20 protein-coding genes are annotated in these 18,720 nt (G+C 67.0%); 10 read left to right on the forward strand and 10 right to left on the reverse strand.

Annotated elements, in window-relative coordinates:
* The 5 genes from K309_RS36165 to K309_RS0108140 form a co-directional block, all read left to right on the forward strand.
* Nucleotides 1-262 (forward strand): group II intron maturase-specific domain-containing protein (locus K309_RS36165; RefSeq protein ID WP_035877064.1); only part of this gene is annotated, 262 nt, incomplete at its 5' end.
* 358 nt (nt 263-620) lie between these two features.
* Nucleotides 621-1,949 carry an MFS transporter gene (locus K309_RS0108125; protein WP_029045958.1) on the forward strand — a complete coding sequence of 443 codons (1,329 nt, stop codon included), beginning with the start codon at nt 621-623 and terminating at the stop codon, nt 1,947-1,949.
* Between the two features lie 54 nt (nt 1,950-2,003).
* Nucleotides 2,004-3,440 carry a dihydropyrimidinase gene (gene hydA / locus K309_RS0108130; protein ID WP_029045959.1) on the forward strand — a complete coding sequence of 479 codons (1,437 nt, stop codon included), beginning with the start codon at nt 2,004-2,006 and terminating at the stop codon, nt 3,438-3,440.
* Between the two features lie 40 nt (nt 3,441-3,480).
* Complete coding sequence (locus K309_RS0108135) at nt 3,481-4,887, forward strand: amidase (RefSeq protein ID WP_084402384.1); 1,407 nt, start codon at nt 3,481-3,483, stop codon at nt 4,885-4,887.
* 27 nt (nt 4,888-4,914) lie between these two features.
* Complete coding sequence (locus K309_RS0108140) at nt 4,915-5,658, forward strand: aspartate/glutamate racemase family protein (RefSeq protein WP_029045961.1); 744 nt, start codon at nt 4,915-4,917, stop codon at nt 5,656-5,658.
* A 71-nt stretch (nt 5,659-5,729) separates the two neighbouring features.
* On the opposite strand, the gene K309_RS0108145 is transcribed toward K309_RS0108140, so the two are convergent.
* The 4 genes from K309_RS0108145 to mutL all read right to left on the reverse strand — a co-directional run bounded on the left by K309_RS0108145 (nt 5,730) and on the right by mutL (nt 10,123).
* Nucleotides 5,730-6,476 carry a GntR family transcriptional regulator gene (locus K309_RS0108145; RefSeq protein WP_029045962.1) on the reverse strand — a complete coding sequence of 249 codons (747 nt, stop codon included), beginning with the start codon at nt 6,474-6,476 and terminating at the stop codon, nt 5,730-5,732.
* Nucleotides 6,477-6,540: 64 nt separating this feature from the next.
* Nucleotides 6,541-7,101: a GNAT family N-acetyltransferase gene (locus K309_RS36170; protein ID WP_051320387.1), complete on the reverse strand. Its 561-nt coding sequence runs from the start codon at nt 7,099-7,101 to the stop codon at nt 6,541-6,543.
* A gap of 57 nt (nt 7,102-7,158) precedes the next feature.
* The gene (gene miaA, locus K309_RS0108155) at nt 7,159-8,127 is read right to left on the reverse strand and encodes a tRNA (adenosine(37)-N6)-dimethylallyltransferase MiaA (protein WP_029045963.1); all 969 of its coding nucleotides are present in this window, start codon (nt 8,125-8,127) and stop codon (nt 7,159-7,161) included.
* Nucleotides 8,128-8,158: 31 nt separating this feature from the next.
* Nucleotides 8,159-10,123 (reverse strand): DNA mismatch repair endonuclease MutL, encoded by a 1,965-nt coding sequence (gene mutL, locus K309_RS0108160; RefSeq protein WP_029045964.1) that lies wholly within the window; start codon nt 10,121-10,123, stop codon nt 8,159-8,161.
* 163 nt (nt 10,124-10,286) lie between these two features.
* On the opposite strand from mutL, the gene K309_RS0108165 reads away from it, so the two are divergent.
* Nucleotides 10,287-10,940, forward strand: a complete 654-nt coding sequence (locus K309_RS0108165) for a VTT domain-containing protein (protein ID WP_029045965.1) — start codon at nt 10,287-10,289, stop codon at nt 10,938-10,940.
* Nucleotides 10,941-10,968: 28 nt separating this feature from the next.
* Here the strand turns inward: K309_RS0108165 and K309_RS0108170 are convergent, their stop codons facing one another.
* Both K309_RS0108170 and murJ read right to left on the reverse strand, forming a co-directional pair.
* Nucleotides 10,969-11,817: a SirB1 family protein gene (locus K309_RS0108170; protein WP_029045966.1), complete on the reverse strand. Its 849-nt coding sequence runs from the start codon at nt 11,815-11,817 to the stop codon at nt 10,969-10,971.
* A 52-nt stretch (nt 11,818-11,869) separates the two neighbouring features.
* Nucleotides 11,870-13,420 carry a murein biosynthesis integral membrane protein MurJ gene (murJ, locus tag K309_RS0108175; RefSeq protein ID WP_029045967.1) on the reverse strand — a complete coding sequence of 517 codons (1,551 nt, stop codon included), beginning with the start codon at nt 13,418-13,420 and terminating at the stop codon, nt 11,870-11,872.
* A 351-nt stretch (nt 13,421-13,771) separates the two neighbouring features.
* Between murJ and rpsT the strand changes: the two genes are divergently transcribed.
* Nucleotides 13,772-14,038 (forward strand): 30S ribosomal protein S20, encoded by a 267-nt coding sequence (gene rpsT / locus K309_RS0108180; protein WP_029045968.1) that lies wholly within the window; start codon nt 13,772-13,774, stop codon nt 14,036-14,038.
* 122 nt (nt 14,039-14,160) lie between these two features.
* On the opposite strand, the gene K309_RS0108185 is transcribed toward rpsT, so the two are convergent.
* Nucleotides 14,161-14,460, reverse strand: coding sequence for a DUF3579 domain-containing protein (locus K309_RS0108185; RefSeq protein ID WP_029045969.1), 300 nt, complete (start codon nt 14,458-14,460; stop codon nt 14,161-14,163).
* Between the two features lie 428 nt (nt 14,461-14,888).
* Here K309_RS0108185 and argF point away from each other — a divergent pair, with 428 nt between their 5' ends.
* Nucleotides 14,889-15,812, forward strand: coding sequence for an ornithine carbamoyltransferase (gene argF / locus K309_RS0108190; RefSeq protein WP_029045970.1), 924 nt, complete (start codon nt 14,889-14,891; stop codon nt 15,810-15,812).
* Nucleotides 15,813-15,891: 79 nt separating this feature from the next.
* Nucleotides 15,892-16,203, forward strand: a complete 312-nt coding sequence (gene ppnP / locus K309_RS0108195; protein ID WP_029045971.1) for a pyrimidine/purine nucleoside phosphorylase — start codon at nt 15,892-15,894, stop codon at nt 16,201-16,203.
* 27 nt (nt 16,204-16,230) lie between these two features.
* Here the strand turns inward: ppnP and murB are convergent, their stop codons facing one another.
* Complete coding sequence (gene murB / locus K309_RS0108200) at nt 16,231-17,241, reverse strand: UDP-N-acetylmuramate dehydrogenase (protein WP_029045972.1); 1,011 nt, start codon at nt 17,239-17,241, stop codon at nt 16,231-16,233.
* 131 nt (nt 17,242-17,372) lie between these two features.
* On the opposite strand from murB, the gene K309_RS0108205 reads away from it, so the two are divergent.
* Nucleotides 17,373-17,858 carry a YajQ family cyclic di-GMP-binding protein gene (locus K309_RS0108205; RefSeq protein WP_029045973.1) on the forward strand — a complete coding sequence of 162 codons (486 nt, stop codon included), beginning with the start codon at nt 17,373-17,375 and terminating at the stop codon, nt 17,856-17,858.
* A gap of 53 nt (nt 17,859-17,911) precedes the next feature.
* Here K309_RS0108205 and K309_RS0108210 read toward each other — a convergent pair whose 3' ends face one another.
* Together K309_RS0108210 and K309_RS0108215 are read right to left on the reverse strand one after the other, a co-directional pair.
* Nucleotides 17,912-18,373 (reverse strand): DUF192 domain-containing protein, encoded by a 462-nt coding sequence (locus K309_RS0108210; protein ID WP_029045974.1) that lies wholly within the window; start codon nt 18,371-18,373, stop codon nt 17,912-17,914.
* Between the two features lie 153 nt (nt 18,374-18,526).
* Entirely contained in the window at nt 18,527-18,718 is a 192-nt protein-coding gene (locus K309_RS0108215) for a hypothetical protein (RefSeq protein ID WP_029045975.1), read from the reverse strand.
* Nucleotides 18,719-18,720 lie beyond the last annotated feature (2 nt).

Consider the following 18,720-nt stretch of genomic DNA (forward strand, 5'->3'; position numbering starts at 1 on the left):
CTACTTCCGGTTGGCGCAAACGCCCAAGATCTGGCGAGAGCTGGACAAGTGGATGCGTCACCGGCTGCGAGCCATCCAGCTCAAGCACTGGCGCCGTGGTCGGGTCATTTACCGAGAGTTGCGTGCCCTGGGTGCTACAGCTGACGCCGCCAGGCAAGTAGCGGCGAGTGGCCGGTGCTGGTGGCGCAACAGCGGGGACTCGCTGAACCGAGTCCTGACCATCGCCTACTTCGATCAGTTGGGCATGCCCCGCCTCACTTAACCTCAACCTCTCGAACCGCCCGGTGCGGACCCGCATGCCGGGTGGTGTGGCAGGGGCGCAGCCAGTGCGGCTGCCCCCTATGCCGATTCGTCAGTGCCATGACTGCTAGGTGTTTACCCGAGTCTGCCGCCAGCGTCCCAGCCATTTTGCGGCCGATGCCACTTTAGTGCATTGCACCAAAATCCAGCATGCATATGCACCATCTCTGACAAACAATATTTTGCTTGATTGTATGGCGGTTTATGTCCTAATGTACTGAGCAAAGGCGAGGCACATGCATGCCCCGTCCGGAGACGACCCAACGCGCAGCCAGAGACCAGTGCGCAGCGGGCAGGCCAGGGACCATTGGAGGACCACCATGCAAGCAGTCAGCATCGACGCCGCGGGAAAAGGCGCGTCGGCACAGAAACAGTCAGTCGCGCGCGTCGCCGGGGCCAGCCTGGCCGGCACCACGCTGGAGTTCTACGACCACTTCATCTACGGATCAGCCGCCGCGCTGGTCTTTCCCAAGCTGTTCTTCCCGCAGAGTGACCCGCTGACCGCGACGCTGCTGTCGTTCGCCAGCTACGGTGTGGCGTTCGTGGCGCGGCCGCTGGGCGCGGCGATCTTCGGCCACTTTGGCGACAAGATGGGCCGCAAGTCGATCCTGATCATCACGCTGCTGATGATGGGCCTGGCCACCTTCGGCATCGGCCTGCTGCCGACCTATGCCGCGGCCGGCGCGCTGGCGCCGCTGCTGCTGGTGCTGCTGCGCGTGGTGCAGGGCCTGGCGCTGGGCGGCGAGTGGGGCGGGGCCGCGATCATGGTCAACGAGCTCGATCCCGAAGGTAAGCGGCGCGGCATGCTCGGCAGCCTGGTCCAGTTGGCGGCGCCGATCGGCCTGCTGCTGGCCAACGGCGTGTTCGCGCTGGTGACATGGCAGGTATCGGAAGAGGCGTTCCTGAGCTGGGGCTGGCGCGTGCCGTTCCTGCTGTCGGCGCTGCTGGTCGGCGTCGGGCTCTATATCCGCTCCAACGTGCGCGAATCCGGCATGTTCGAGAAGCTGGAGGAATCGCATGCCGAAGCGCGCGCGCCCATCATGGAAGTGCTGCGCAACTACAAGAAGCAGCTGCTGATCGCCTTCGGCGCGCGGCTGGGCGGCGACATCGCCTTCTACGTGTTCACGCTGTTCCTGCTGTACTTCGTGCCGACCAAGCTGGGCCTGCCCAAGAGCATCGCGCTCAATGCGGTGCTGCTGGGCGCGGTGGCGCAGATCCTGTTCATCCCGATCGCCGGCCTGCTGGCGGATCGCATCGGGCGCCGCCCGGTGCTGATGATCGGCGGCATCGGCGGCGCGGTGTGGGCCTTTGTCTTCTTCGCCATGGTCAAGACCGGCAGCCCGGCGCTGATCATGCTGGCCTCGTTCGTCGGCATGGTGCTGGTGTCGTTCATGTTCTCGCCGCTGGCTTCGTTCCTGCCCGAGCTGTTTGCCACCCGGGTGCGTGTCACCGGTGCCTCGCTCGGCTTCCAGTTCGCCGGCGTGTTCGGCGGCGCACTGGCCCCGCTGATCGCGGTGGGCCTGCTCGACCGCTTCGGCAGCACCGCGCCGGTGGCGATCTACCTGGCGGTGGTGTGCGCGCTGATCGCTGTTGCGGCGGCAGCCGCTCGTGAAACCGCGCGTATGCACCTGTCCGACGCAGACCGCTGAAGACCTCCTCGGGCGCGCCCGGCGCGCCCTTCATTTCCTTTCGTGACGAACATCGTGAAACAGTTTGACCTGATCATCCGCAACGGCACCGTGGTGACCGCCAGCGACACCGTGCAATGCGACATCGCCGTCAAGGACGGCCGCATCGTGCAGCTCGGCCTTGACCTGGGCGATGCCGCGCAGGTCATCGATGCCAGCGGCAAGCTGGTGCTGCCGGGCGGCGTCGATGCGCATTGCCACCTGGACCAGCCCATGCCGGACGGCCTGAGGATGGCCGACGACTTCCGCACCGGCTCGGTCTCGGCCGCGTGCGGCGGCACCACCACCGTGATCCCGTTTGCCGCGCAGGAGAAGGGCCATTCGCTGCGTGCGGCGGTGGACGACTACCATCGACGCGCCGGCGGCAAGTCGGTGGTCGACTACGCCTTCCACCTGATCGTTGCCGACCCGACCCATGCCGTGCTGCAGGACGAGCTGCCGGGGCTGATCCGCGAGGGCTATTCGTCGTTCAAGATCTACATGACCTACGACGACCTCAAGCTCGACGACCGCGAGATCCTCGAGGTGCTGTCGGTGGCGCGCCAGGAAGGCGCGCTGGTGATGGTGCATGCCGAGAATTCCGACTGCATCGCGTGGCTGACCGACAAGCTCGAGGCTGCCGGCAACACCGCGCCGCGCTTCCATGCGCTGGCCCGGCCGATGGCTATCGAGCGCGAGGCCACGCACCGCGCCATCACTTTCTCCGAGCTGGTCGACGTGCCGATCCTGATCGTGCACGTCTCCGGCAAGGAAGCGGTGGAGCAGATCCGCTGGGCACGCAACCGCGGCATGAAGATCTTTGCCGAGACCTGCCCGCAGTACCTGTTCCTGACCGCTGAAGACCTGGACCAGCCTGGCTACCACGGCGCCAAGTGCGTCTGCAGCCCGCCGCCGCGCGACCGCAGCAACCAGGAGGTGATCTGGGACGGGCTGGCCGACGGCCTGTTCACGATCTTCTCGTCCGACCACGCGCCGTTCCGCTACGACGATCCCGAGGGCAAGAAGCCCGGTGGCAAGGAAGTGCCGTTCCAGTACATCCCCAACGGCATCCCGGGCCTGGAGACGCGCCTGCCGCTGCTGTTCTCGGCCGGCGTCAACGGCGGGCGCATCTCGGTGAACCAGTTCGTGGCGCTGACCTCGACCAACCCAGCCAAGCTGTACGGCCTGCACCCGCGCAAGGGCACCATTGCCATCGGCGCCGACGCCGACCTGGTGCTGTGGGATCCGAAGCGCGAAGTGCAGATCCGCAATACCGACCTGCACCATGCGGTCGACTACACGCCGTATGAAGGACAGCGCGTGACCGGCTGGCCGGTGACCACGCTGGTGCGCGGCAAGGTCGTCGCGCATGAGGGCGAAGTGCGCGCCGAGGCAGGCCATGGCGAGTTCCTGCCGTGCGCGCTGCCGGAGATGGCGCGGCCGCGCTACCGCACCTCGGGTGGCAGCCTGTGAGGGCGCAGGTTTTTTCGATGAATTGACCGACACTGCCGATATGGAACTGACGGAACTGACCAAGAGCCTGGACGCCGCCACCATCGCCGGCCGCGTGGCCGCCGGCCGCCTCGATCCCGCCGAGGTGGTGGCCGCGTTCCAGGCCCGCATCGCGGCGCGCAACGACCAGCTCAACGCCGTCTTCGAACAACGCCAGGAGCTGGTCGACGCCGACCTGGCGCAGCTGCGCGCACGACTGGCGCAGGGCGAGCGCCCGCTGCTGGCGGGCGTGCCGGTGATCGTCAAGGACGTGATCTGGAGCCAGGGCCGCCGCGTCACGCAGGGCTCGCAGCTGTACCGCGACTTCATCGCCCCGGCCGATGCAATTGCCGTCGAGCGCCTGCGCCGCGCCGGCGCGATCGTCCTCGGCATGGGCAATACCTCGGAGTTCGCCTGCAAGGGCCTGACCACCAACAAGGTCTACGGCCTGACGCGCCATCCGCTCGACGCCACGCTGACCGCCGGCGGGTCGTCCGGTGGCTGCGCAGTGGCGGTGGCTGCTGGCATGGCGCCGCTGGCGCTGGGCACCGACGGCGGCGGCTCCAGCCGGCGCCCGCCTGCGCATGCCGGCGTGGTCGGTTTCAAGCCGTCGTACGGCGCGATTCCCGATTCGATCGGCTTTGCCCATGCCTTCAACGGCATCCAGGTGATCGCGCCGATCACGCGCACCGTGAGCGATGCGGCGCTGATGTTCGAGGCGCTGGCTGGCGCCGATGCGCGCGATCCCGATACGCTGGGCTTCAGCCTGGCGGCCGAGCGCCCGCTGCATACGCTCAGGATTGCGCTGAGCCCGCGGCTGGGACTCGACACGCCGGTCGACGACGACGTCGCCGAAGCCTGCGCGCAGGCCGTGGCGCGGCTGCAGGCTGCAGGCCTGAGCATCGAGCTGGCCGACCCGGCCTGGCCTCGGGGCGCCGACGAGGCAGCGCTGATGCCGCTGCAGCATGTGGGGCTGGCCAATCTCTACGGCGAAGCGTGGCGCCGCGACCCCGACGTATTCGATCCGGATATCGCGCGCCAGATCGAGCGCGGGCTGGCGTGGACCGGCGCCGACGTGGCGCGCGCGCGCGAAGCCAGCCACCAGATCGCGCTGGCCATGGCGGAGTTCTTCACCCGCTACGACTTGCTGCTGTGCCCGACCACGCCATGCGTGGCGTGGCGCAATGACCGGCTCGGGCCCGAACGGATCGGCGGCGTTGCCGTCGAGCCGCGCGCCCATGCGGTCTTCACCCCTTTCTTCAACCATGCGCTGGCACCGGCGATCTCGGTGCCCTGCGGCAGCGGCCGCGACGGCCTGCCGGTGGGCCTGCAGATTGCCGGCCCGCGCGGCGCCGACCGCACCGTGCTGGCCGCGGCCCGGCTCGCCGAACGCGTGCTCGCGGCGCGGCCCGCCACCGCCAACGGCTGACTACGGCCAACTACGGATAACAACGATATGCGAATCCTTGTCCTCAATCCCAATACCAGCGAAGGCATCACCGCGCGGCTGATGGCCGCGGCCACGCCGGTGGCATCGCCCGGCACCGAGCTGGTGCCGCTGACCGCCAGCCGTGGCGTGCCCTATATCGCCACGCGCGCCGAGGCGCAGATCGGCGGCGCCATTGCGCTGGAGATGCTGGCGGAACGCCACACGGAATTCGATGCCGCGATCATCGCCGCCTTTGGCGATCCGGGCCTGATGGGCGCGCGCGAGCTGTTCGACCTGCCGGTGGTGGGCATGGCCGAGGCGGCCATGCTGTCGGCCTGCATGCTGGGCCGGCGCTTCTCGATCGTTACCTTCGCGCGCGCGCTCGGGCCGTGGTACGAGGAATGCGTGGACATGCATGGCCTGCGCGGCCGGCTGGCCGGCATCCGCATGCTCGACGGCAGCTTTGCCTCGGTCTCGGACGTGCAGGAAGAAAAGGAAGCGGTGCTGGTGGAGCTGGCCAACCGTGCCGTGGTGGAAGACGAGGCCGACGTGGTGATCCTGGCCGGCGCGCCGCTGGCAGGCCTTGCCGCGCGCGTGCGCGACCGCATCCCGGTGCCGGTGGTCGACCAGATGGCCGCCGCGGTCAAGCAGGCCGAGGCGCTGGTCGCGCTGCAGCCGCGCAAGGCCACCGCGGGCACGTTCCGGCGTCCGGATGCCAAGCCGACCATCGGCCTGGCGCAGGCGCTGGCGGCACGCATCGAGCACCGCTGAGCACTAGCACCACCTCATCACCGCCCCATCACCACCGCGTCATTCCCGCGCCAGCGGGAATGACGCCGCCCCTACACCGCGGCGAACACCGCTTCCAGGTCCACTTTCTCTTCTGCCGGCAATTCCAGCCGCAGCGTGCTCTCGACATGCTCGAGGTGCTCGTCCATCAGCCGCGCCACGCGCTCGCCATCGCCGGCTTCCAGCGCGTCGACGATATCGTCATGCTCGTGATGCGGGCACGACGGCACGCCCGGCGCGTCATACAGCGCGATGATCAGGCAGGTCAGCGAGCACAGCTCGCGCATGTACTTGCCCAGGTACTGGTTGCCGGTCAGCTCGGCCAGCCTGCAGTGGAATTCGCCTGACAGCCGGATGATGGCGCGCCGGTCGTTGCTGTCGCGCGCTTGGGCTTCCTCGCGCGTGGTCGCTCGCAGCGCCTCCAGCCCGGCCGGGCCGATCGCGCCGGCAAGGTCGCGCACCAGCGCCGGTTCGAGCAGGCGGCGCGAATGCAATACCTGCCGCGCTTCGGCCACGCTCGGGCTCGACACGAAGGTGCCGCGGTTCGGGTGCACCGTCAGCACGCCTTCGTGGGCCAGCTTGCCGAAGGCGAGCCGCACCTTGGTGCGGCTGACGCCGAACACGCCGCCCAGTTTTTCCTCGACCAGCTTGGTGCCGGGTGGCAGCCGGTGTTCCCAGATCGCGGTCAGGATGCGGTCGGCGATTTCCTCCACCGACGCACCGCGTGCGCTGTCCGCATCATATTCGTTGGCATTGCCCGGGGCGGGCGCGGCAGGCTGGTCGGCTTTGGTTCGTGGCATGGCGGGTCGGCGCGGATGGGCCAAAAAAAGACATTCGGCACCACCATTGTATGGCGGTTTGCTCTTAAGTGTATAACACCGGCAGTGGGCCGGTTGCCGCACCGCAGATTGACTTCGATTGGCCCAGCCTGGCCAGCGCGTCGCCGGTAACGCGGCAAATGCGCCAGTCGGGCAGCACATCGGCGCCCATGGCCTTGTAGAAATCGATCGACGGCTGGTTCCAGTCCAGCACCGACCACTCGAAACGGCCGCAACCGCGCGCGACCGCCAGCGCGGCCAGGTGCTGCAGCAAGGCCTTGCCCAGGCCATGGCCACGCCAGGCCGGGTCGACGTAAAGGTCTTCCAGGTACAGGCCGGGTTTGGCGAGGAAGGTGGAAAAGTTGTGGAAGAACAGCGCGAAGCCGACCGCCTTGGGCGCGCCGTTGGGTTCGACTTCAGGTTCGACTTCAACCAGCACCGCTTCGGCGTGCGGCTTGGCGCCGAACAGGGCTTCCTGGATCTTTTGCGGCGTGGCTTCGACGATATGCGTCAGCTTCTCGTACTCGGCCAGCGCCAGGATCAGGTTGAACAGGGTTTCGCTGTCGGCAGCGGTGGCGGGGCGCAGGGTGAACGCGGGTTTGGACATGTCCGTCGATAGCAAAGAACAGGATCCCGCGATTATCGCCCGTGCATCACATTGCCGTCAGCGGCCGAAGTCCGCCAGCCTGCGTACCTCGTCGACATAGCCAGGCGCCAGGCAGTCCACCACCAGCCGCTCCGGCGTGCTGCGCAGCCAGGTCAGCTGGCGCTTGCACAGCTGGCGCGTGGCGGCGATGCCGCGCTCGCGCATGGTGTCGAAATCGCACTCGCCGTCGAGGTATTCCCACACCTGCCGGTAGCCGACGCAGCGGATCGACGGCAGCCCAGGATGCAGGTCCTCGCGCGTGCGCAGGCGGCGGACTTCGTCGATAAAGCCGTTGGCCAGCATGGCGTCGTAGCGCTGCGCGATGCGCGCATGCAGTGCCAGCCGGTCCGAAGGCTCGAGCGCGATCACGCGGTAGCGCTGGTCGGCGGCGCCGGCAAAGGTGCGGCCCTCGGCCTGGCGGGCCAGCAGTGCTGACATCGGCTGGCCCGAAAGCCGGTGGATCTCGAGCGCGCGCTGGATGCGCTGGGCATCGTTGGCGGCCAGGCGCGCCGCGGTGACGGGGTCGACTTGCGCCAGCATCGCATGCAGCGCCGGCCAGCCGCGCTCGGCGGCAAGCTGGTCCAGCTCGGCACGCACGGCGGGGTTGGCCTGTGGCAGGTCGTTCAGCCCCTGCGTCAGCGCCTTGTAGTAAAGCATGGTGCCGCCCACGATCAGCGGCACGTTGCCGCGCGCGCGGATCTCGCCGATCAGCCGCTCGGCATCGGTGACGAACTGCGCGGCGGAATAGCTCTCGACCGGGTCGATGATGTCGATCAGGTGGTGCGGGGCCGCGGCCAGTTCTTCGGGCGTGGGTTTGGCCGTACCGATGTCCATCTCGCGGTACACCAGCGCGGAGTCCAGGCTGATGATCTCCACCGGCGCATCGGCCGCCAGCGCCAGCGCTGCGGCGGTCTTGCCCGAGGCGGTGGGCCCGAGCAGGCAGACCACGGGCGGGTGCACGGCGGAATCGTCAGGTACGTCGGACATCGTCAGCAAAGGCGTGAAGGGGCGGGGGTGCTTACTGGCCGCGTAGGAACAGCCGGTCCAGCTCGGTCACGGTCAGTTGCACCCAGGTCGGGCGGCCGTGGTTGCACTGGTCGGCGCGCTCGGTCTGTTCCATCTGGCGCAGCAGTGCGTTCATTTCCTCGACGGTGAGCTTGCGGTTGGCGCGCACCGCGCTGTGGCAGGCCAGCGTGGCCAGCAGTTCGTTGCGGCGCTCGGCCAGCACGCGCGAGCCGCCGTAGGCGTGCAGGTCGCGCAGCACGTCGCGCGCCAGCGCTTCGGCGTCGGCCTGCTGCAGCAGCACTGGCACCGCGCGCACTGCCAGCGTGGTCGGCGATACCGGCGTGATGTCGAAGCCGAGCAGCGTCAGCGTTTCCTGGTGCTCCTCTGCCGCGCCGATCTCCACCGGGCTGGCTGGGAGCGTGACCGGGATCAGCAGCGGCTGCACGGCCAGGTCCCGCGCATCCAGGCCGGCCTTGATCTGTTCGTAGAGGATGCGCTCGTGGGCGGCGTGCATGTCCACCAGCACCAGTCCGCGCGCATTCTGCGCCAGCACATAGATGCCGTGCAGCTGGGCGATGGCGTAGCCGAGCGGATGGTCGTCGGTGGCGTCTGCCGCGTCGGCGGAGGCCGGCGGCAGGCGATCGAGCAGGCCTGGCGGCTCGTCGGCGCGCGCCGCTTGAGCGTCGGAAAGCCAGGCGGGCGGCTGCGCCGAAGTGCCCGGAAAAGCGCCGTACGGACGCGGCGTCGGCGCGGTCGCGTCGCGCACCATGCCGAGGTAGGCCTGGCGCGGCTGTGCTATCCCGAGCTCGGTCTGCCGCGCCGCGGAGTAGTTGACCCACTGGCTGCCACCACCACCGCTGCCGCCGCCGAACGACGGGCGTGCGCCCGAGGGCGCCGCGGGCGGCAGCCGGATCTCGCCGTCGTCATCGGTATGCAGGCTGTCGCCGTTCTCGCCGGCCTGGCGTGCCAGGCTGCGCTGCACGGCGTGATAGATGAACTGGTGCACCGCGCGCGATTCGCGGAAGCGCACCTCAATCTTGGACGGATGCACGTTGACGTCGACCATTTCCGGCGGCAGGTCCAGGCACAGCACGTACGACGGGAAACGGTCGCCGTGCAGCACGTCCTGGTAGGCGCTGCGCACCGCGTGGTTGAGCAGCTTGTCGCGCACGAAGCGGCCGTTGACGAAGAAGTACTGCTGGTCGGGCCGCCCGCGCGACGCGGTGGGCAGGCCGGCAAAACCGTACACGTGCAGCGTGTCGGCCTGTTCGTCCAGAGGCAGCCGCGCCCGCGCGAAGTCCGCGCCCAGCACCTGCGCGGTGCGGCTGGCGACGTCGCCGGCGTTCCAGTGTTCCAGCGGCTTGCCGTTGTGGTGGACCGAGATGGCCACGTCGGGCCGTGCCAGTGCCGCCCGGCGCACCATCTCCAGGCAATGTCCGAGTTCGGTTTGCTCCGATTTCAGGAACTTTCGGCGCGCCGGCGTGTTGAAGTAGAGATGCTGCACGTCGACCGTGGTGCCGACCCCACCAGACGCCGGCTGCACGGTGCCGGTATCGGCACTGACCTGCGTGGCATGGGCATCGGCCGCGGTGCGGCTGGTCAGCGCAAGCTGGGAAACCGAAGCGATCGAGGCCAGCGCCTCGCCGCGGAAGCCCAGCGTCAGTACCGATTCCAGTTCGTCGAGCGACGCAATCTTGCTGGTGGCGTGGCGCATCAGCGCCACCGGCAGCTCGGCGGCGGGGATGCCGCAGCCGTTGTCCGTGATGACGATGCGCCGCACGCCGCCTTCTTCCAGCCGGATGCCCAGCTGCGTGGCCCCGGCGTCCAGCGCGTTTTCCAGCAGCTCCTTGACCACCGAGGCCGGGCGCTCCACCACTTCGCCGGCGGCGATCTGGCTGATGAGCTGGTCGGGCAGCGGACGGATCGGACGCGGCAGCTGGGTGGTGCGAAGGGGGCTTTGGCTGGCGGAATCGGGCATCCGGCGATTATACGTGGCCGTCCACGCAGAGTCGGCGCCACCGGCCCGCGACAAGTGGCGGAAGAGCGCGCCGGCTCTTGTATGATTCAGGCCAAGGCGGCATGCGCCGCGTGGACTCTGTACAGTCAACCAAACCATATCGGGGAACGACTTGGAATTCGCTTTGCAGCTCATCGACATGCTGGTCCATGTCGACAAATACCTCGGCACCGTCATCGACCAGTATGGACACTGGGTCTATGCCATCCTGTTCCTGATCGTGTTCGCCGAAACCGGGCTAGTGGTCCTGCCGTTCCTGCCGGGCGACTCGCTGCTGTTTATCGCCGGCGCCTTCTGCGCCACCGGTGCCATGAACGAATGGGCGCTGGTGGGTCTGCTGCTGGTGGCGGCCATCACCGGCAATACCGTCAACTACTGGGTGGGCAGCTGGATCGGGCCCAAGGTATTCGACCACAAGTGGCGCTTCCTGGATCAGGATGCGCTGCGCCGCACCCATGATTTCTATGAGCGGCACGGCGGCAAGACCCTGGTGATGGCGCGTTTCGTGCCGATCGTGCGCACCTTCGCGCCGTTCGTTGCCGGCGTGTCGCAGATGACCTTCGCGCGCTTCCAGATGTTCAATGTGTTTGGCGCGCTGGCCTGGGTGGTCGGACTGGTCTTTGCCGGCTACTTCTTCGGCAACCTGCCGTTCATCAAGCAGTACCTGAACCTGATCGTGCTGGCGGGGATCGGCGCGGCGGTGGTGCCGCTGGTGCTCGGCGGGCTGTGGAAGCTGGTGCGCGGCAATCGCCGCCGGCCCTCGCGCGTGGAGCGCTGAAGCGCCTGCCTGACCTGACGCAGCCTCGTCAGTTGAGGCTGCGGCTCATCATGCGCAGTGCCGGCATGCGCTCGCGGATCTGGCCGATATCGGCGGCATCGGGGCGTGCCTGCACATAGGCTTCCAGGTCGGCCAGCGCCGGCCGGAAGCACTCCAGGTTGGCATACGCCAGCCCGCGGTCACGCACTTCCTCGATCGAACCCGGCAGCAGGATCACCAGCCGGTTCTGCACCGCCAGCAGCCGCTGCCAGCGTGACTCCTGCAGGTAGATCGCCTTCAGGTTGCGCAGCATGCGCGCGATGATCTCGCGATGGCTGGCCGCGCGCAGGAACAGGCCCAGCGGCACCTGGCCGGAGTCGGTAATGCCTTCGCGCTCCAGGTACGGGTCCAGCATTTCCTGCAGCTGCTCCTTCGACAGGGTTTCGCCCGTCAGCGGGTCCAGGATCACCTCGCCCGCCGGGATGGTCATGCGCAGCAGGAAATGATTGGGAAACGACACCCCCTTGAGGGGCAGGCCGATCTGCTGGCCCAGCTCCATGAACAGCACCGCCAGCGAGATCGGTATGCCGCGCCGCTGCCGTACCACCACGTTCAGGTATGAATTGTCCGGATCGTAGTAGTCGTTGGCGTTCGGGCCAAAGCCCAGGTCGCGGTAGAAGAAATGATTCAGCAGGCGCAGTCGCTGGATTGCCGGCGTGCCTTCGGCGATCCGCCGCTTCAGGCGCAGCGCCAGCACGTCGAGTGCGGCAAGTTCTGACTGCAGGTCCAGGTCCGGATAAGCATCCTGCGCGATGGACAGTGCGGTCTCGGTCAGCGGGATGCCGTTTTCGTCGGCCACGAGGCTGGCGAAGTAATCCAGGACTTTGGTGGATGTCATATCGGATTCCCGGTGCGGCCAGCGGCGCCGCGCGCAGCGTGGGTCACCACGCCTAGGCGGCGCGCCGCTTGAAGGCGGAATAGCGCAGTCCCATGAGCCACAGTGTACCGAAGTAGACCACCGCTGCAAGTACCAGGCACGACGCGAGCAGCGCGATGCGCAGCAGCGGCGTGGCTCCCAGGCCGATCCAGTCGAAATTGCGCGCGAACCAGAGCAGCATGCCCGACAACAGCAACACCGCGGTGCCCAGCTGCGCCAGGAACAGCCACCAGCCCGGCGCCGGCTTGTACAGCCCGCGTCGGCGCAGGCCGAAGCACAGCAGCAGCGCGTTGATGGTGGCGCCGGCACTGATCGACAGCGCCAGGCCCGCATGGCCGAGCCAGGGCACGAACACGACGTTGCATGCCTGCGTGATCACCAGCACCAGCAGCGCGATCTTGACCGGGGTGCGGATGTCCTGGCGCGCGTAGAAACCCGGCGCCAGGATCTTGATGGCGATCAGCCCCAGCAGGCCGGTGCCGTAGGACACCAGCGCCTGGCGCGTCATCTCGACGGCGTGGGCGTCGAACTTGCCATAGTGGAACAGCACCGCGGTCAGCGGCGCGCCGAACACGAACAGCCCCACCGCGCAGGGTACCGCCAGCAGGAAGGTCAGTCGGAGGCCCCAGTCGAGCAGGCCGGAATACTCGGCATGGTCTTCCTTGGCGCTCGCTTTCGACAGGCTCGGCAGCAGGATCGTGCCGAGCGCCACGCCCAGCAGCGCGGTCGGGAATTCCATCAGCCGGTCGGCATAGGTCAGGTACGAGACGCTGCCCGCGGCAAGATGCGAGGCGATGTTCGTATTGATGATCAGGCTGATTTGCGCGACCGACACCGCCAGCAGCGCCGGCCCCATCTGGCGCAGGATGCGGCGCACGCCGGGATCGGACCAGGCCGCGCGCACATTGAAGCCAAGGCGCGGCATCACGCCCAGGCGGCGCAGCGCCGGCACCTGGATCGCCAGCTGCAGCACGCCGCCGACCAGCACGCCCCACGCCTGCGCGTAGATCGGCTGGTCCATGTGCGGGCCGACGAACAGGGCGGCCACGATCAGGCACAGATTCAGCAGCACCGGCGTGAACGCCGGCACGGCAAACTTGCGCCAGGTGTTCAGGATGCCCGAGGCCAGCGCCACCAGCGAGATCAGTCCGATGTACGGGAACATCACCCGCGTCATGAAGACCGCGGCGGTATAAGTCTCGCTCTGCCCGCGGAAGCCCGTCGCCACCGCCGTCATCACCAGCGGCGCGCCGATCACGCCCAGCAGCGACACGCCCATCAGTACCCAGGTCATCACCGTGGCGACGGCGTCGATCAGCGCCTTGGTCTGCTCCTCGCCACGCTTGCTGTGGTATTCGCCGAGGATCGGCACGAACGCCTGCGAGAACGCGCCCTCGCCGAAGATGCGGCGCAGCAGGTTGGGGATGCGGAAGGCGACGTTGAACGCATCGGTCATCTCCGACGCGCCGAAGGCGCGGGCGATCAGGATCTCGCGCACGAGTCCGGTGATGCGCGACAGCATCGTCAGGCTGCTGATGGTGGCGAGCGCTTTGAGCAGGTTCAAGGTGTGGATCGGCGGGACGGTGGATTGGTGCGGATGCGTGCACGCCGGGCGGCGTGCACCGGGCGTGGCGCCCGGAACGCCTTTCAGGCGCGGGCAACGCGGTAAAGTTGCCGGCTCGCCACGCGTACCGGCGCGATGTGGCGCATATTATACGGATCGCCCGCCGCAAGCCCTTCCACGCGCCGGCAAAGTCCCAGCAGCCTTGCGCCGCGGGTCGGCATCTGTGTATAATCGCCGATTCACAAGGACAGTTGCGTTCCGGATTCGTGTGTCAGTGCATCCCGGGTCGCTCGATATGACTTAATTGTTGTGTCCCCCGCGGCACGCATCTGAATTCAGGATATTTTCGAAATGGCAAATTCCGCACAAGCTCGCAAGCGCGCCCGCCAGGCCGTTGCCCAGAACGCCCACAACTCCAGCCTGCGCTCGCGTCTGCGCACCGCCGTCAAGGCCGTCCGCAAGGCCATCGACGCCGGCGACAAGGCTGCCGCCGCTGAAGTGTTCAAGAACTCGCAAGCTGTGATCGACAGCATCGCCGACAAGAAGATCGTGCACAAGAACAAGGCTGCACGTCACAAGTCGCGCCTGTCGGCCGCTATCAAGGCCATGGCTGCCTGATAGTTGCCAGGCCGCTGCGGCGGCCCGGCAGCGGCGGAGCTTCGGTTCCGCCAAAAAAAAGCTCGTCATCCGACGAGCTTTTTGCTTTTCCGGCGCCGTACTTCTGGCGCCTTGTCGCGATGTCATTCGAGCGAGCAGGCCTCGACCAGCTGCAGGTTGTTGTCGCGCGCGAAATTCAGCACGAAATCCAGCGCCTTGGGTTCGATGTCGCGCAGCCGCGCATCCACCACCACGCATTTGACGTTGCCGGCGAAGATGGGGCGCACGTAGGGGGAATAGGTCAGGCGGGGATCGCCGGTGTCGCCTTCGGGGCGGAACTGCGCCATTACGCCGCACAGTCGTTCGGCCCAGTCGCTCGGTCGGAAGGTCTTGCCTTCCTTGGTAATGCCTTGGATAAAGTATTCGCGAACGTTGGGGTTCATGAGGCTGGACACTGCGGGTGAGGCGACGACTCGACGGTTAAACCCGCGGAAACGGGCGCCCGTTTGACGCGGCTGGTGCGCGTTTGGTTCGCGCTTTTTCCGGCCGGGAAGGCGGGGCGTCGGTGTCTGCGGGGGCACTTTTGATGCCGGCGGCGCGCAGCGGCAAGGTATGCCGGGGCCCCGCGTGAATCAGCGAGTATTATATCTTATATAAGACTTGCGCATAAGGGCGGAATCCTGTCAGGAACCTGTCAACGCGGGTTGCGCGGCGCCTGTCACGGGTTGTCCCGGGCTGGGCAAAGCAGAAATAATCCCTTATGATTCCTGCAGTTAAATTGCGTATGCGACGCGAAAGGCGGCTCCGCGGCGCGCTCAGGTCATGAGCACCTCATGACGGCGCGTCCCCACCGAGCCGCCTTCTTTGTTTTATGAGCCCAACCCCGATCAAGCATTACCTCCAGTTCAGCGACTTCACTCCCGACGAGTACGAGTACCTGCTGGACCGCGCGCGGATCCTGAAGGCCAAGTTCAAGAACTACGAGACCTGGCACCCGCTGCATGACCGCACGCTGGCCATGATCTTCGAGAAGAATTCCACGCGTACGCGCCTGTCGTTCGAAGCTGGCATCCACCAGCTCGGCGGCCATGCCGTGTTCCTGAATACGCGCGACTCGCAGCTGGGCCGCGGCGAGCCGATCGAGGATGCGGCGCAGGTGATCTCGCGCATGGTCGACATCATCATGATCCGAACCTTCGGCCAGGACATCCTCGACCGCTTCGCCGCGCACTCGCGCGTGCCGGTGATCAACGGGCTGACCAACGAATACCACCCGTGCCAGGTGCTGGCCGACATCTTCACCTACATCGAGCAGCGCGGCAGCATCCGCGGCAAGACCGTGGCGTGGATCGGCGATGCCAACAACATGGCCTATACCTGGATCCAGGCGGCCGAACGGCTGGGCTTCACCTTCCATTTCTCGGCGCCGCCGGGATACCAGCTCGATCCGGCCATGGTGCCGCCGTCCGCCGCCAGCCTGGTCAAGGTTTTCGAAGATCCCCTCGCAGCCTGCCAGGGCGCGAGCCTGGTTACCACCGACGTCTGGACCAGCATGGGTTTCGAGGCCGAGAACGAAGCCCGCAAGCGCGCCTTCAAGGACTGGATGGTCACCACCGCGATGATGGATCGCGCCGAGCCCGACGCGCTGTTCATGCACTGCCTGCCGGCGCACCGCGGCGAGGAAGTCGAGGCCGCCGTGATCGACGGCCCCAAGAGCGTGGTCTGGGACGAGGCGGAAAACCGCCTGCACGTGCAGAAGGCCCTGATGGAATACCTGCTCTGCGGCCGCTACTGAGCGCGCGCGGAGTGAACAAGGGAGGGGCCGCGATGGCCCCTCTTTTTACGTCTGATTCAAGACAGTGAAGGAGATGGAAGTGAGCCAGTTCGACAACGTATCGGTCGTCAAGAAAGCCAACCTGTATTTCGACGGCAAGTGCGTGAGCCATACCGTGCTGTTCCCGGATGGCACCCGCAAGACGCTGGGCGTGATTTTCCCGGCTTCGCTGACGTTCAACACCGGCGCGCCGGAAATCATGGAAATCAACGGCGGCAGCTGCCGCGTGCGCCTGGCTGGCGCGGAAGACTGGCAGACCTACGGCGCTGGCCAGCAGTTCAGCGTGCCGGGCAACAGCAGCTTCGACATCGAGGTGCTGGAGACGCTGGACTACGTCTGCCACTTCGGCTGATCGGCGGGCCAGCAGGCGCTACCCGCGCTACAGCACCACCGGCTCGGGCTCGATCCGCACGCCGAAGCGGGCTTCGACGGAATCCGCGATGCGGTTGGCCAGCGCCAGCAGCATCGCCCCGGTGCCGCCGCCATGGTGCACCAGCACCAGCGCCTGCTTGCCATAGACACCCACCGGGCCGTCGTTGACGCCCTTGAAGCCGCAGCGGTCGATCAGCCAGCCCGCGGCCAGCTTGTAGCTGCCATCCGGCTGGGGATAGCTGACCAGGTCGGAATTGGCTTGCAGCAGCGTATCGCGTTGCGCGGCGCTGACCAGCGGGTTCTTGAAGAAGCTGCCGGCGTTACCGATCTGCGCGGGATCGGGCAGCTTGCGCGTGCGGATCGCCACCACCGCGTCGCGGACCGTGGCGGCATCCAGGGCAAATTTGCCGGTCAGCTCGCGCGCCAGTTCGCCGTAGGACAGTACCGGCTGCCATGCCTTGGGCAAGCGCAGCGTCACCGCGGTAATGATGTAGCGGCCGGCGCCGGCCTGCTTGAACAGGCTGTCACGGTAGCCGAAGCCGCATGCGCGCTGGTCCAGCCAGACGAACACGCCGGCATGGCGGTCATAGGCGCGCACGCCTTCGAAGCGGTCGCGCAGTTCAACTCCGTAGGCGCCGATATTCTGGATCGGCGCGGCGCCCGCGGTGCCGGGGATCAGCGCCAGGTTCTCCAGCCCCGGCATGCTGTCGGCGATGGTGCGGTTGACCAGCGCATTCCAGTTCTCGCCGGCGCCGGCAGTGACCAGCCAGGCGTCATCGGCATCCTCGACCTGGTAGCCCTGGATCTCCATCAGCAGCACCAGCGCATCGAGGTCGCGCGTCAGCACCACGTTGCTGCCGCCGCCCAGCACCACCAGCGGCAGTCCATTGGCGCGCGGGTCCGCGAGGGCCTCGACGAGGTCGGCTTCGCTGCGCACATGCACGGCGAAGCGTGCGCGCGCATCGAATCCGAATGTATTGTGGCGGCGCAGGGGATAAAATTCGTGGAAATCTGCCATGCAAGGGGATAGGTGACGCGGCCGCCGCTGGTGGTGAGCGTTGCGGCCCCTGGCTGCGAGGTAGGCTTGAATTATACGGAAGGCGATGCCGATGGCCGCCTTCCGGGCATATGGATCACAAGGAGAATGCAATGCCGTCGTTTGACGTAGTGTGCGAAGCGAACATGGTCGAGGTGAAGAACGCCGTCGAGCAATCCAACAAGGAAATCTCGACCCGCTTCGATTTCAAGGGCTCGGACGCCCGGGTCGAGCAGAAGGAAAACGAACTGACCGCCTTTGCCGACGACGATTTCAAGCTGGACCAGGTGAAGGATGTGCTGATCAACAAGATGGCCAAGCGCAATGTCGACGTGCGCTTCCTGGACTACGGCAAGACCGAAAAGATCAGCGGCGACAAGGTCAAGCAGGTCATCACCATCAAGAAGGGCGTGACCGGCGACCTGGCCAAGAAGATCGTGCGCATGATCAAGGACAGCAAGATCAAGGTGCAGGCCAGCATCCAGGGCGACGCGGTGCGCGTCTCGGGTACCAAGCGCGACGACCTGCAGAACGTGATCGCCATGCTGCGCAAGGACGTCTCGGAAGCGCCGCTGGACTTCAACAACTTCCGCGACTGAGCGGAATCCACCCCGGGCCGGCCCCATGCCGGCCCCGCCTGCCGCCGCGGCGCTCAGCGCGCCTGCGGCAGCCCGCTGATCTTCGCGCCGGCGCGGATGCCCTTCTGCGCGAACCAGCCCTGGTTCATTTCCAGCGCATAGCGGATCGCGGTCTTCGGGCAGTGATTGTTCTCGGTGCGCGGCGCCATGTCCTCGATATTGACGATGGTCCCGTCGTCGGCCAGGAAAGCGATCGAAAGCGGCAGCTCGGTATTGCGCATCCAGAAGCAGTGCCCCGCCTTCTGCTCGAACACGAACAGCATGCCACCGTTGGCCGGCATGCTCTTGCGGTACATCAGCCCCTGTTCGCGCGCCGCCGGCGTGGCGGCGACCTCGGCCCGGATCGCGTACATGCCTGCGGTCAGAGGCACCACCGGCAGCGCGGCTTGCGCCTGGGCCTGGCCGGCAACCAGCATGGCCAGCACAGTGGCGGTACGGATGCGGCGTGTCAACGGCGTCTTGGACAGGAGGGACATGGTGTTCGGTCTGGAAGGGCGCGGACGGCAGCCGCAAGCATAGCGCACGCGCCGCGCCGATGGATTGGCGACGGCCAAAACAACAAAGGCAGGCGCCTGGCGGCTGCCTGCCTATTTTCCGCCGGCGCATGGCCGGCAGCGAGCGCCGGCGGCTTACTGCGCGGCCGGGGCCGAAGCCGTGGCGGCCTTCTTGTGGGTGGTCTTCTTGTGGGTGGTCTTCTTCTTTGCGGCCTTCGGGGCTTCCTTGGCGGCCGCGGGCGCTGCGGCGTCGGCAGGTGCCGAAGCCTGGGCGAAGGCGCCGGTGGCGAACAGGCCGACAACCAGAGCAGCGATCAGTTTTTTCATGG

The sequence above is a fragment of the Cupriavidus phytohabitans genome (assembly GCF_000426345.1).
Taxonomy (GTDB): domain Bacteria; phylum Pseudomonadota; class Gammaproteobacteria; order Burkholderiales; family Burkholderiaceae; genus Cupriavidus.